Raw genomic sequence first — 14,500 nt, forward strand, 5'->3', positions numbered from 1 at the left:
AGGTAGAGATGCTTTTTACGGCGAGAGCCAGAAGGATTAGGAAAAATCTATCTGGGGTCTACACCGTCTACGTAGGTGAATATTAAGGCCGAAGCCACCTACGGTCTTGGACGGAAGCCCAATTTATCGTTAACCCCAAAGGCTTAACGAAATTATGGACTTCAACCCGAATTCTTTACTTTGCAAATTAATAAATTAATCAACAAAATGGCGCGAAATTATAGTACAAATTTCACGCCATGTAAACACTCAATTAAGCAACAATAGTGCTTAAAGTGTTTTGGTCAACAGAAACACCTGCGCCCATTGTTGTAGAGATAGTTACTTTCTTCAAGTAAACACCTTTAGCTTGAGAAGGTTTAGCCTTCTTAAGCGCAACAATTAGAGCTTCAAGGTTTTGTTGTAACTGCTCTGCAGTGAAATCAACCTTACCAATAGTAGTATGGATGATGCCATTTTTGTCATTACGGTAACGTACTTGACCTGCTTTAGCATTTTTAACTGCTTCTGCAACGTTAGGCGTTACAGTACCAGTTTTAGGGTTTGGCATTAGACCACGTGGGCCTAAGATTTGACCTAGTTGACCAACAACACGCATAGCGTCTGGTGATGCAACAACAACGTCAAAGTTCATCTCGCCTTTTTTAACTAGTTCAGCAAGATCTTCCATACCTACTAATTCAGCACCGGCTTCTTTTGCAGCTTCTGCATTAGCGCCTTGTGTGAATACAGCAACACGAACGTCACGACCAGTACCGTTAGGTAGTACAGTAGCACCACGAACGTTTTGATCAGATTTACGAGCATCGATACCAAGGTTAACGGCAACGTCAACACTTTCTACGAATTTAGCTGTCGCTAACTCTTTTAAAAGAGCAACTGCTTCATTGATTTCGTAATCTTTAGTTACTTCCACTTTTTCGCGGATAGTACGCATACGTTTAGTTAATTTAGCCATTTCTTAGTCCTCTACGTTCAAGCCCATCGCACGCGCAGAACCTGCGATAGTGCGAACCGCTGCGTCCATATCGGCAGCTGTAAGGTCAGTTCGTTTTGTCTCAACAATTTCTTCAAGTTGAGCACGAGTTACTGTGCCTACTTTATCAGTGTTAGGACGGCCTGAGCCTGACTTAATACCAGCAGCTTTCTTAAGTAAGTAAGCAGCAGGTGGCGTTTTCATGTCGAACGTAAATGAACGGTCACCGTAAACAGAGATCACTACAGGAACTGGAGCGCCTTTTTCGATAGACTCTGTACGTGCGTTAAACGCTTTACAGAATTCCATGATGTTTACACCGTGTTGACCTAGTGCAGGACCTACTGGAGGACTAGGATTAGCCATACCAGCGGCAACTTGTAGCTTGATTAGAGCTTCAACTTTTTTAGCCATTATAAATACCTCATTTGGTGGGTCTCAGCCTTGTGCGCGCGAGGACGCGTACTCTAACGGCTTCCCAGTTTAAAAATTGGTTTCGTACTTTTTGCACAGTAAAAAATAAATTTTACCTTAATACAAAAAGGCCGCTGATTATAAGTTAATCAGCGGCCTTTTTCAAGCTTCATGCCAAAATTTAAATAAAAATTAGCGAAGCTTTTTTAATCAATTACTTATCTTGCTCAACCTGACCGAATTCAAGCTCAACTGGCGTAGAACGACCAAAAATAAGTACAGATACTTTTACGCGGCTCTTTTCGTAGTCAACTTCTTCAACTACACCACTGAAATCTGCAAATGGACCATCTGTAACGCGTACAACTTCACCTGGTTCAAATAATGTAGCAGGTTTAGGTGCTTCAGCATTTTCTTGTAGGCGATTAAGAATGCGCTCAGCTTCTTTAGGGCTGATAGGAGCAGGACGATCAGACGTACCACCAATAAAGCCCATAACGCGTTCTGTGCTGTTCACTAAGTGCCAGCTTGCGTCATTCATATCCATTTGTACTAATACATAACCTGGGAAGAATTTACGCTCAGATTTACGCTTTTGGCCAGCGCGCATCTCAACAACTTCTTCAGTTGGTACTAATATCTCACCAAAGCTCGATTCTAGACCTTCGATTTTAATATGTTCAATTAACGTTTGAGCTACACGCTTTTCGTAACCAGAAAAGGCCTGTACTACATACCAACGTAACTTAATTTCTTTGTTCTCGTTCTCATCCGACATGGGATCAGATCTCCAATCCAGTTAAAAAGCCTACAGCGCGGAATAAAATGCCATCTAATCCCCAAAGGATAAGTGCCATAATCACTGTTGCAACCATTACAATTAATGTCGTGTGGGTAGTTTCTTGGCGCGTTGGCCAAATAACTTTGCGTACTTCAATTCGAGCTTCTTTAGCGAAAGCAAGAAAGTTACGTCCCTTAAATGTTTGCGAGGCAATTGCTAATCCGGCCGCTATTGCAACAACAACGCCAATAGCACGTAGTAATACAGATTGATCTGCATACATGTGATTACCAACAACTGCGCCTGCAAGTAGCGCGATTGCTACTAACCACTTTACTGACTCCATCGCACTTGATGGTGTTTCTACATTCGTGCTCATAATATTATTACCTTAACTACAGACACAACAACCCTACACTACGGCAGGGTTAATCCATTAAAATCTAAACTTAAAAACAGACTTAATTTAAACCGGTTTTTAATCTCAGACTACTCAAATAACAAGTAAAACTGGCAGGGGCGGAGAGATTCGAACTCCCAACCATCGGTTTTGGAGACCGCTGTTCTACCAATTGGAACTACGCCCCTGCAAAGTGGATGCCTATTATACTTACGCAGTTCATTAACACAAGCCTAAAAGATACCCACATTGGAAAATCTAATTAATTAATTACATTATTGTTTAAACTGCTAATAATTTAATCGGTTAGATAAACCTATAATCCAAAGATATTGATTATTTCCCTATGGTTTTATAAACGTCACTTAACAAGCTTGAAGCACCAAACCTAAATGTATTTGCTTGCAAATAATCATCACCCATTATTGCGCGTGCTAGTGCTAAATAATCACTAGCATCGGCAACAGTTTTAACACCGCCGGCCGCTTTAAAGCCCACACGTTTGTTTGAGTTTTTAATGGCTGTTAGCATAATTTTTGTTGATTCAAGCGTGGCATTTACAGCCACTTTACCTGTACTGGTTTTTACAAAATCAGCACCGCCTTCAATTGCAAGTTTCGTGGCTTGAGTAATAAGCGCGTCGGTTTTTAGCTCGCCGCTTTCTATTATTACTTTAAGTTGCGCGCGCGACCCACACGCTTTTTTACTTTCGCTTACATAGTTAAGTACAGTTTGAGCATCGCCCGCGATTAACTTTTTATAAGGAATAACCAAGTCAATCTCATCAGCACCGCGCTCTATAGCAATGAGTGTTTCGTTTATAACATCACTCAGTGGAGCAACACCCGTTGGAAAGTTAGTAACTGTTGCGACTTTTACGTGGTTAAGCTCACGCGCTGCGAGTGCTATTTTTGCATCATCAACAAAATCGCTATAAATACATACTGCGGCAGGCGTACCTAAGGTAGGATTTATGCTATCAACAAGTGCTTGAATGCTTTTGGTGGTATCGCTGGTGTTTAAGCTTGTTAAATCCATCAGTGCGACTGCTAATGCGGCATCTTTTTGGTGTTGTGTCATTAGAGCTCCGTTGCTTATGTAATACCAATTTTATTAAAAACATGATCATTTTAGCGTATTAAATAACGCACTAACTACGTTAAAAACTATTTATATAGAACAACTATGTATCATAATTTTAGCCTTGTTATTGAGCTATTTTCTCGTCGCTATAATAGATCACTAATTTAATGCAAATGGTATAAGTACAAAATTTGATATGCCTCCATATTAACAAATTAAACCAAACTCGCTATAGCTCATAACCAAACACTATAAGCTGGTTATTTTACTTGTAACTCGGCGCAATCCCTTGTTAACTAGCTCTTAGGCCTAAAAAGCCCACCTATTATAACTTTTGGTTATATCAACTTGGTTTTAATTATTTTTTACTTATTGATAGCCGCTATATTCTGCTTATCAGAATAAAGCGTTTTCTTATATTTGAATTTGTTTAGGGGTCTTATTAACGTGCAGTATTTACCTATCTTTACCAAACTCGACAACAAACCAGTATTGGTTGTTGGCGGTGGAGAGGTCGCATTACGCAAATGTCGCGCGTTTTTAAAAGCGAGAGCAAGCGTTACTTTAGTAGCACCTTGGTTTTGCGACGAACTAAAAGAGCATGCACATAATAATGAAGTAACGCTTATTGATGCTTATTTTGATGAATCGCACCTTGATGGCAAAATGCTTGTTATTGCAGCAACCGACCGCGATGAAGTAAACAACAACGTATTTGAACTTGCCAATGCCCGCAATGTGTTTGTAAACGTGGTTGATGACCAACCTAAATGTACGTTTATATTCCCATCCATTGTTGACCGTGACCCAATTACGATTGCTATTTCAAGTGCTGGCACAGCGCCGGTACTTGCACGTCGCTTACGCGAAAAGCTCGAAACTCTTATTCCACATCATATTGGCCCACTTGCAACACTTGTCGGTGGCTTTAGAGACAAAGTAAAAAAACGCTTTAAGCATTTTTCAGACCGCCGCCAATTTTGGGAAGGCGTGTTCGACTCATCTGTCGTGAGTAAAGTACAAACCGGCGATACCCAAGCCGCACAGCAGCAACTAGAGCAAATGCTAGATGCGAAAGCAGAACCTGAAGGCGAAGTATATGTAGTAGGTGCAGGCCCTGGCGATCCAGAGCTTTTAACACTTAAAGCACTGCAACTTATGCAACAAGCCGATGTGGTTGTATACGACTTTTTAGTCTCTGACGAAATTATGGAACTAGTGCGCCGTGATGCTGACCTTATTTGTGTAGGTAAACGCTTAGGCGATCATAGTGTTGTTCAAGAAGATACCAACCAAATGTTGGTCGACCTTGCTAAACAAGGCAAAAAAGTATGCCGCATTAAAGGTGGTGACCCGTTTATTTATGGCCGTGGTGGCGAAGAAGTACAAGTACTGGCTGCTAACAACGTAAATTATCAAATTGTACCAGGTATTACAGCCGCTGCAGGTTGTAGTGCTTATGCGGGTATTCCGCTTACGCATCGTGACCATGCACAAGCCATTCAATTTGTAACTGGGCATTGTAAAAAAGACGGTCAAGAACTTGATTGGCAATCGCTGGCAAAAGCAAATCAAACGCTGGCTATTTACATGGGCGTAATTAAATCGCCGCACATACAAAGCGAGCTTTTAAAACATGGCCGCAAAGCCGACACCCCTGTTGCCATTATCGAAAACGGTACACGTAAAAATCAGCGTGTAGTAACAGGCCAATTAGGCGAACTTGCCGACTTAATTGAACGCAATAGCATTATATCGCCTGCGCTACTCATTATTGGCGAAGTAGCCGCCCTGCACTCGCAACTAGCGTGGTTTGGGAAAAACGAGCAAACAAGCAGCTTTGCACAGCCGCTAACAGATGTATCAAATACATAACCGAATTTTAAATTTGTAACTTTTAATCATTTTAGTAGGACGACTAACAATGGCTTTAACTCACCTTCAGCAACTTGAAGCTGAAAGTATCAAAATCATGCGCGAAGTCGCCGCTGAGTTTGAGAACCCAGTAATGCTTTACTCTATTGGTAAAGATTCGTCGGTACTTTTGCACTTAGCGCGTAAAGCATTTTACCCTGCAAAAATACCGTTTCCGTTATTACACGTAGACACCAACTGGAAGTTTCGTGAAATGATCGAGTTTCGCGACCGTATAGCTAAAGAATACGGCTTTGACCTACTGGTACACAAAAATCCAGAAGGTATTGAAATGGGTGTAGGCCCGTTTACGCATGGCTCGGGTAAACATACCGACATAATGAAAACCCAAGGCTTAAAACAAGCGCTTGATAAATATGGCTTTGATGCTGCATTTGGTGGCGCACGCCGCGACGAAGAAAAGTCACGCGCAAAAGAGCGTGTTTATTCGTTCCGCGACAAACACCACCGTTGGGACCCTAAAAACCAACGCCCGGAGCTTTGGAATACCTACAACAGCCAAGTTAATCCGGGTGAGAGCATTCGTGTTTTCCCATTATCTAACTGGACTGAGCTTGATATTTGGCAATACATTTATCAAGAAAACATCGAAATGGTGCCATTGTACCTAGCTAAAGATCGCCCAGTAGTTGAGCGCGACGGTACTTTGATTATGGTTGACGATGAGCGTATGCCTCTTAATGAAGGTGAAGTACCGCAAATGAAATCTGTACGTTTTCGTACACTAGGCTGCTACCCACTTACCGGTGCAGTTGAGTCAACAGCCAGTACTTTAACCGAAATCATCGAAGAAATGCTGCTATCTACGTCATCTGAACGTGAAGGTCGTGTTATTGACCATGATTCAGCCGGCTCAATGGAGAAGAAAAAACGTGAGGGGTATTTTTAATGTCTAGCCAAAATAACGATACATTTAACGAAGTAAAAGAAATAGGCATAGACGCCTACCTAGCACGCCAACAAGACAAAAGCTTATTACGCATGCTTACTTGTGGCAGCGTAGATGACGGTAAATCAACATTGATTGGCCGCCTACTGCACGACAGCCACCAAATTTATGAAGATCAGCTAGCAGCCCTTCATAAAGATAACGAAAAAGTAGGTAACGCAGGTGAAGATCTTGACCTTGCATTATTAGTTGATGGCCTACAAGCTGAGCGTGAGCAAGGCATTACCATTGACGTAGCGTACCGTTACTTTTCAACGGCTAAGCGTAAATTTATTATTGCCGACACGCCTGGGCACGAGCAATACACCCGCAACATGGTAACGGGTGCATCAACAAGCGATGTCGCCATTATTTTGGTTGATGCGCGTTACGGCGTACAAGTACAAACTAAGCGCCATAGCTTTATTTGTGACTCGCTGGGCATTAAGCAGTTTGTTGTTGCCGTTAATAAAATGGATATCGTTGATTTTGACGAAACCGTGTATGAAAAAATTAAGGCCGATTACCTTAAATTTGCTGAGCAACTTAACGTATCAAACATTAAGTTTGTGCCTATGTCGGCGCTTAAAGGCGACAACGTAGTAACACGCTCTGCACATACACCGTATTACACCGACAAGCCGCTACTAGAATTACTAGAAGATTCGCCAGCAGCCGAAACAGATACAGGCTTTGAAGCGCGCCTACCTGTGCAATATGTCGTGCGCCCTAACTTAAACTTCCGTGGTTTTCAGGGCACACTTACATCGGGCAAGATACATGTAGGCGATGCAATAAAAGTATTACCGTCGGGTAAAACATCAAGCATTAAAGAAATTGTTACCTTTGATGGCAACCTAGATAGCGCAGAAGCAGGCCAAGCAATTACCGTTACCCTAAATAACGAAATTGATATTAGCCGAGGGGATGTAATAGTACCTGCAAACTCAACGGCCGCTGTAACTAACCAGTTGCAAGCTAAAATTGTGTGGATGCATGAGTCGCCATTAGTGTTAGGTAAAAGCTATAACCTAAAACTAGGCAGCAAAAACACCTCAGCTATTGTTAAAAAGATTGATTACACAATTGATGTGAACACGCTTGAGCACGGCACTAGCGACTCATTACAGCTAAACGAAATTGCGATTGTAACGCTTGAACTAACCGAAACTATTTTGGCAGACGAGTACCACAGCAATCACGAAACAGGCTCGTTTATCCTAATCGATCGCTTATCAAACCTAACGGTTGCTGCGGGCATGATTGAACAAGTACTGCAAAGCCAAACAAAGCAAAGTAACTTTAGCGAATTTGAAGTTGAATTTAACAGCTTAGTACGCAAGCACTTCCCGCATTGGCAAGCGCTTGATATTTCTAAGTTATAAGTTAACTTTAGCCTGTTAGGAATTTAAAAGCATGGTAGAACAGCTCGTTTTAACAGGCATTATGCTTACCTTAGTCGGGTGCCTTTTTGGCACCCGCATTAATCCAGCATGGTTATTTGTAAGCGCTATTGGCACCAGCTACTTAGCAGGGCTAATCGATCTTGAAAGTATGTTAGTTAACTACGCTAACCCGTCGCTTATCACCTTAGTACTATTGGTGTTAGTGTCGACCGCAATAGAAAAAACCACCCTAATTCAAAAGTTAGCGCAATCGCTATCTAAAGGTAGTTTAGTAAAATCGGTAACAAAATTGGGGTTATCAACCGCCTTTTTATCGTCGTTTACTAACAATACCGCCGTTGTTGCATCGCTTATTACCGCGATAAAAGACAATCCTAATCACTCCCCTTCAAAGCTATTATTACCGCTGTCGTACACTGCTATTTTGGGCGGCACTATTACGCTTATTGGCACATCAACCAACTTAATCGTCAATGGCTTTGCAGTAGATGCGGGCATGGAACCGCTGGGCTTTTTTGACTTTACCTTAGTCGGTTTAGGCGCGCTAAGCGTAGGCCTAATTACCATTTTAGTAATGCTTAAATACTTACCCGACAACGGTAAAAGCGACCAAGAAGTCGTGCCTTTTTACCTAGAAGGTAAAGTACAAGCAAGCTCAAAATTAATAGGCCAAACCGTAGAAGAAAACGGCCTGCGTGATTTAAAAGACTTATTCCTTGCTGAAATCATTCGCGACGGGAGCCGCATTTGCGCAGTCACTCCGCAGCAAATTATTCAAAAAGACGACGTGCTGCTGTTTGTAGGTGACATAAAATCGGTGCCATTACTTACCCGTTTTGACGGTTTAAAAGTAGTGCACGAGAATCATCAAAAAGACATAGAACACTTAGTAGAAGTAGTCGTAAGTCAATCTTCAAAATTTATTGGTAAAACCGTAAAAGAAGCCCGCTTTAGAGAGCAGTTTCATGCTGCTGTTATTGCCATTCGCCGTGGGCACGACCGTTTACAAGGCGGTCTTGGGCAAGTGCAATTACAAGCTGGCGACTCGTTAATACTCGCCCCAGGCAAAAACTTTTACACCTTGCCTAATTTAAAGCGCGAATTTGTGTATATTTCAGGGTTTGACTTACAAGCCCACCTTGCACCTAAACAATCAAACATTGTGCTACTAAGCTTTGCCGCAGTACTGGGTTTAAGCATTATTGGCATAGTGCCGCTGGTTAAAGGCTTATTAGTATTACTGATTGGCTTAATGCTCAGCGGCACCATAAAACTTAACGAAGTAAAACGCCGTTTTCCTATCGAGTTATTAGTGGTTGTCGGTAGCGCCATTGGCCTTGCTAAATTAATGATAGGCACCGGACTTGCCGGGCAAATATCCGACGCCATGTTTATGGTACTTGGGGATTTTGGCCCGTACGGCGCGTTTATAGCTATATTTTTAATGACCGTATTATTTACCGAGCTTATAACTAACAACGCAGCTGCTGCCTTGTCGTTCCCTGTTGCTTACTCGCTCGCGGTTGGTTTTAATGTAGACCCGCTACCGTTTATTATGGCGGTTGCCTTTGGCGCATCAGCCAGCTTTATATCGCCATTTGGGTATCAAACTAACCTAATGGTTTATAGCGCGGGTAACTATCGCTTAAAAGATTACATAGTGATGGGCTTACCCCTTTCTATTATTTATTCAATCACGGTATTAACCCTGATCCCGCTGGTATTTCCGTTTTAATACCAGCGCTCACAGCATAAGAGACTCTCACTATGGATGAAAATATAGTTTGGCATAACTACGCAACGACAAAAGCACAGCGTAGTGAGCAAAAAAAACATAAGCCCGCTATTTTATGGTTTACCGGCTTTTCAGGCTCTGGCAAAAGCACCGTAGCAAACGCACTAGAAGCGGCGCTTAATCAGCAAGGTACGCACACTTACTTGCTCGATGGCGACAACGTACGCCACGGTTTATGTAAAGACCTAGGCTTTAGCGACGAAGACCGCATTGAAAACATACGCCGCGTGGGCGAAACTGCAAAACTAATGACCGACGCTGGCTTGTTAGTACTTACTGCGTTTATATCGCCTTTTAGAGCGGAACGCGACATGGTGCGCAGCTTAGTAGATGATGGCGAATTTATCGAAGTCTTTATCGATACCCCACTGGATGTATGCGAAAGCCGCGATCCAAAAGGCTTATACAAAAAAGCCCGCGCAGGGGAGATAAAACACTTCACTGGTATCGATTCAAACTACGAAGTGCCAAACAATCCAGAAATAATTTTAGATACAAGTAAAAACACCCTAGACCAATCGGTTACACAACTGATAACGTATCTAAAACAAAAGCACATAATATAGGTTAACCCCATGAATCAAACCGAACTGCTAGAAGAAACCCTCATCCTTGCCCGCAAAGCAGGCCAAGCGATAATGGGAATTTACGAAAAGGATTTTAACGTTGAGTACAAAGCCGATGAAAGCCCCGTAACCGACGCCGATTTAGCAGCTCATAAACTGATTGTGGCAGGGCTTCAACAGCTCACACCTGATATTCCAATACTTAGTGAAGAAAACGCCGACATAAGTTGGGATGTACGCCAAACGTGGAAAAGCTACTGGTTAGTTGACCCAATCGACGGCACTAAAGAATTTATTAAAAAGAACGGTGAATTTACCGTAAACATCGCCCTAATTAAAAACGGCATTCCTATTTTAGCCGTAGTTGATGCACCCGCCCTTGGCGTATCGTACTTAGCCGCCGAAGCAATTGGCGCATTTAAAGATAAAGGCGATGAGCGAATTGAGCTTAAGGTAACTACTAAACCTAACAAAGGGTTAATTCGAGTTGTAGGCAGCCGCTCGCACCCATCACCCGATTTAGCCGAGTTTGTAAAACGCTTTGACGAGGTTGAAATGGTGTCTAAAGGCAGCTCACTAAAGTTATGTTTAGTGGCTGAGGGCAGCGCCGATATATACCCGCGCTTAGGGCCTACTTGCGAATGGGATACAGGCGCAGGCCATGCAATCGCCGAAATAGCCGGCGCTAAAGTCACTAAGCTTGATGGCAGCCCGCTTATTTATAACACCAAAGATGAGTACTTGAATCCGTATTTTGTAGTGAGTGCGATAGAAGAGTAAGAGCTAAAAGTTGCGAGCTGTTAGCCACGAGCAGCTCGATGCAAATCTAAACACCGTAGGTTGGGTTGAGTGGAACGAAACCCAACAAGTACCCGTTGACCCCCTACACTATTTCGCACTAAAAAAGCTTGCCTACCAATTGATAAAGCGTACTAAAACACAGCAACGTTATAAACATACCAAGTGATAATATAACCTTTTCTTTTAGGGTTTGTTCAGGCTTTCGGGCAAACACTAAAACAGTTCGGTAAAGCGTACTGGGCACTATTAAAACCAAGCCAATAAACGCGGGGAACATACCTAACATAAAGCCAAATGCAAAACCTGAATCTTCCATATGGCCAAATATAACGCTTAACCCAAACAAAATAATAGCAACTGCAAAAAACACAGTGCCTACTGAAATCGATAAAAGTGCCATTTATTAAATCCCTTTGTTTTCCATTCAAAATGGATAATTAGTGCCGTAGGTTGGGTTGAGTGGAACGAAATCCAACGAATAGCACACTTCATGTCAATTTTTTATTTTTAGCATATAAGATAATGTTTAATCTAAAAGTGGATAATCTCTGTATCAACCTTCTATCAACTCTTTACCTGTTAGTTGCTCAATCTCTTTATTTAACTGCTCAGCATGTTTAAAAGTCATAAACTGTTTTTTGTCTAATTGTGGTAGAGATTGTAAACTCCCACCTACCAAAAGCTTGCCTAGCGTATGGTCTCCAACTTGTACTTTATTGATCTTGTCTAACAAAGATACTTTACCAGTAATTACTCCAAAATTATTTTTATAGGAAATTAATAACGTATAAAAAAATGTATATCCAAGTGGATTTTCAGTAGTATTTAAACTTCGAATAGCATCAATTAAAGATTGAGGACTAAAAGTCTCTTTGCTGCTAGTAGTAACCCCTAGAAAAGTTAAAAATTCATATAAAAACTCAGTGACAATATTATTGCCTATATTATCACTATAAATTTTATTATTAGATAAAAATGAATCGAATATTAAATGCAACTTATTTATAGTTAAACTTTCTGCCAGTAGCTTTTTGAATATTTCTTCCACACCATTATTAACAGCATAATCTACGAAAAACCCTCGCTTAATAAAGTGTTTACCAATACAGTCTGTAATATCAAGTTTATTATCAATTAATCCAAAGAATCGCTCAAAGTTTACCACCTCCTTATCACTGAAACTAAGAAATTGATTTATAAATAAAAGTATCCCTTTTGTATCGCTTGGCTTTAATTTGTATAACTCAAGAACATTTGCAATACTAATTTGATCTGACACCTGATATTTCGGTACTTCCTCAGATAAGATTCTTGATAAATAATCACTGTAGCCATTGTTAAAACCAACACTTTGATTTTTAGTGCTCCCATGTTGCTGCCATTTAGCACTGGGGTTATCTAACACATGATTTATAGCTGGATTTAAAACACTATCTGCGGTTATATCAAGCATCTCTATATAAAATGTAATTAAGCTTTCTTCTGTTTTGTTTTTAGCGCACTCATGTATAAATGGCTTTAAATCGTAATCACCTCTGGTAACTAAACTTTTTATATTATCTTTTTCTAATTTCTTATACTTTTCAAAGGATTTAATATTAGTTTCCTTCAGAGTAATAACCATCATTAAATTAAAAAGGTTAATCTCGCCCATCAGTTTTTCTTTTTGCCAAACTTGATTAACCCTGCAAAGTATCTTTTTCAATTGTCTGATGGAAGATATTTGATTTTCGATCTCGATAAGTTTGCTATTTACCCCATACCACTTTTTATTTCCGTACAGAATACTGGTTAACTCTTCTTTATTAAGTATTTCACTATTTTCAATTATGAAAACCCGTTGCTCTTCAATAGCATCTAAAACACTCTTTTCTGTAAATTTCAATAAAACACCCATAATGGACGGTTTATGAATATCATCTCTATAATCAGTCGCTTTTGAAATCACTTCAGCAGCAACCTCACTTTCATTTCCCATAGCAATAATAAAATTAATATGACTCAACCTTCGATTTTTTAGTCTATCGAGTAGCGCAGCTATATCATTCAAACGCTTTTCGTTTTCATCGCCTGTACCACGATCTACGTCCTGCAAAGTGATCAGTAATTTGTGGTTGGTTGCATCAAGAACATCATTAAGATTTTGAAAACTTCCCTCAATATCAACGGGGCCTGCGAGTAACGTAGATGCAAACTGAAATACACTACCGCCAGACTTCAACGCTTCAGTGTAATGCTTCGGTAACGCACGAAAGGCACACATATCAATATATTGGCTTATATCATCAATAATATTACTAAGTATTACATGAGCGACGCTGCCACTGGCTGTACCCCACGTAGATATATCACTGTGTATCCAAACACTCTCTTTTTCAGATTTTTTTGCTAAATCATTCACAACACTTTCAACGATGCTGCTTTTTCCGCAACCATAAGGCCCACAAAGAGCTATGTGTTGTGCTAAATCTTTTTCATATTTATCACCGCCATTTTGTAACCGCTCAGTAATACGGTTGGCATAAACTTTTAAATCTGGCTCTAATTGATCTGTACTTTTGATAGTTGAATCATCTTTGAACCATTCTCTAAAATCCTCTAACGTTTTTAATTCTGAACTTCCTTTAGTTTCAAGCAGTTCATTTTTAGATACGGAGTCTTGTTGTTTGCTCTGCCTGTACTCATCGCCCACTAAGTAAATCGCTAAAATTAAATAATTAACTGCTAGGCTGATAAATACATAAAAAGCAGCTGCTATATCAGCAAGACCAACAGCAAAACCTACATACATAGTCGATAGTGCAACCAATACAGCAGTAAATATTGGCTTTTTGGTGTAAAGCTTTATCTGATAAATGACGGTTATTTGCATGCCAATAAACGTAAGTGCTAAGTATTTTAAGCTCATAAAACTTTGTGCGTATAACGCAGCTTCATTAAGTTTTGCTGCTGTGCTTAGCATGTAAAAAGCAGTTATCAACAATGACGCTAATACAGCGATTGTCACAGGCGGATATCGCCAGTTAAACCCAACACTGCGTTTAGGGTGCGATATATAAAACTTATCAAGCAGGAGCTTTATGCCAATACCCGCTAAAAACGCGCTGCTGTAATGCAAAACCGGATTGGCATGTAAAATAGCGCCTAAACTTGAATATGCCTTTTGTACAAAACCGACTTTGCTTAAAAATACAGTAATTGTTGCGGCGGTAATTGCACACAATAAAAGAGAGAGCCAGCGTGTGGCTGTAATGGGGAGAGTTTTAACTTGCGACAACTTAATATCCTTATCAATACGTTACCTTACCAGTGTATATCAATTGAATATTATTGGATAAGCAAGTTTAAGAAATAAAGTCGCCTCTTGGCTTTACCGCTCGAATGACGCTATGGCTGTTGGGTTTCGCTTCGCTCT

13 protein-coding genes and 1 tRNA gene are annotated in these 14,500 nt (G+C 40.7%); 6 read left to right on the plus strand and 8 right to left on the minus strand.

Translation table 11 applies throughout. The features are described 5' to 3' along the window. Positions 1–253: 253 nt before the first annotated feature. From rplA to deoC, 6 genes are all read right to left on the minus strand, one after another. A complete protein-coding gene (gene rplA / locus QMA08_RS13790; RefSeq protein WP_002958880.1) occupies positions 254–958 on the minus strand; it encodes a 50S ribosomal protein L1 in 705 nt (234 codons plus the stop codon). Positions 959–961: 3 nt separating this feature from the next. Further along, on the minus strand, positions 962–1,390 hold the full coding sequence (gene rplK, locus QMA08_RS13795) for a 50S ribosomal protein L11 (RefSeq protein ID WP_002958879.1): 429 nt from the start codon (positions 1,388–1,390) through the stop codon (positions 962–964). A 214-nt stretch (positions 1,391–1,604) separates the two neighbouring features. Then, entirely contained in the window at positions 1,605–2,168 is a 564-nt protein-coding gene (gene nusG / locus QMA08_RS13800) for a transcription termination/antitermination protein NusG (RefSeq protein WP_002958878.1), read from the minus strand. Positions 2,169–2,172: 4 nt separating this feature from the next. Continuing rightward, positions 2,173–2,550 carry a preprotein translocase subunit SecE gene (gene secE / locus QMA08_RS13805; protein ID WP_002958877.1) on the minus strand — a complete coding sequence of 126 codons (378 nt, stop codon included), beginning with the start codon at positions 2,548–2,550 and terminating at the stop codon, positions 2,173–2,175. A 132-nt stretch (positions 2,551–2,682) separates the two neighbouring features. Continuing rightward, a tRNA-Trp gene (locus QMA08_RS13810) sits at positions 2,683–2,759 on the minus strand. Positions 2,760–2,907: 148 nt separating this feature from the next. Continuing rightward, on the minus strand, positions 2,908–3,651 hold the full coding sequence (deoC, locus tag QMA08_RS13815) for a deoxyribose-phosphate aldolase (RefSeq protein ID WP_290174746.1): 744 nt from the start codon (positions 3,649–3,651) through the stop codon (positions 2,908–2,910). 450 nt (positions 3,652–4,101) lie between these two features. Between deoC and cysG the strand changes: the two genes are divergently transcribed. The 6 genes from cysG to cysQ are packed head-to-tail and all read left to right on the plus strand — an operon-like array spanning position 4,102 to position 11,064. Then, the gene (cysG, locus tag QMA08_RS13820) at positions 4,102–5,529 is read left to right on the plus strand and encodes a siroheme synthase CysG (RefSeq protein WP_024603341.1); all 1,428 of its coding nucleotides are present in this window, start codon (positions 4,102–4,104) and stop codon (positions 5,527–5,529) included. A gap of 49 nt (positions 5,530–5,578) precedes the next feature. Further along, positions 5,579–6,478, plus strand: a complete 900-nt coding sequence (gene cysD, locus QMA08_RS13825; protein WP_002958873.1) for a sulfate adenylyltransferase subunit CysD — start codon at positions 5,579–5,581, stop codon at positions 6,476–6,478. Continuing rightward, positions 6,478–7,902 (plus strand): sulfate adenylyltransferase subunit CysN, encoded by a 1,425-nt coding sequence (cysN, locus tag QMA08_RS13830; RefSeq protein ID WP_197121351.1) that lies wholly within the window; start codon positions 6,478–6,480, stop codon positions 7,900–7,902. The genes cysD and cysN overlap by 1 nt, the downstream gene beginning before the upstream one ends. 31 nt (positions 7,903–7,933) lie before the next feature. Next, positions 7,934–9,658 (plus strand): SLC13 family permease, encoded by a 1,725-nt coding sequence (locus QMA08_RS13835; RefSeq protein ID WP_002958871.1) that lies wholly within the window; start codon positions 7,934–7,936, stop codon positions 9,656–9,658. Between the two features lie 32 nt (positions 9,659–9,690). Beyond that, entirely contained in the window at positions 9,691–10,284 is a 594-nt protein-coding gene (gene cysC / locus QMA08_RS13840; RefSeq protein ID WP_033029155.1) for an adenylyl-sulfate kinase, read from the plus strand. A gap of 9 nt (positions 10,285–10,293) precedes the next feature. Beyond that, positions 10,294–11,064, plus strand: a complete 771-nt coding sequence (cysQ, locus tag QMA08_RS13845; RefSeq protein WP_182712485.1) for a 3'(2'),5'-bisphosphate nucleotidase CysQ — start codon at positions 10,294–10,296, stop codon at positions 11,062–11,064. Positions 11,065–11,182: 118 nt separating this feature from the next. Here the strand turns inward: cysQ and QMA08_RS13850 are convergent, their stop codons facing one another. Both QMA08_RS13850 and QMA08_RS13855 read right to left on the minus strand, forming a co-directional pair. Continuing rightward, entirely contained in the window at positions 11,183–11,485 is a 303-nt protein-coding gene (locus QMA08_RS13850) for a hypothetical protein (protein WP_290174747.1), read from the minus strand. Positions 11,486–11,638: 153 nt separating this feature from the next. After that, positions 11,639–14,362, minus strand: a complete 2,724-nt coding sequence (locus QMA08_RS13855) for a P-loop NTPase fold protein (RefSeq protein WP_290174748.1) — start codon at positions 14,360–14,362, stop codon at positions 11,639–11,641. Positions 14,363–14,500 lie beyond the last annotated feature (138 nt).

Source organism: Pseudoalteromonas sp. APC 3355 (genome assembly GCF_030407615.1).
Taxonomy (GTDB): Bacteria; Pseudomonadota; Gammaproteobacteria; order Enterobacterales; family Alteromonadaceae; genus Pseudoalteromonas; species Pseudoalteromonas distincta.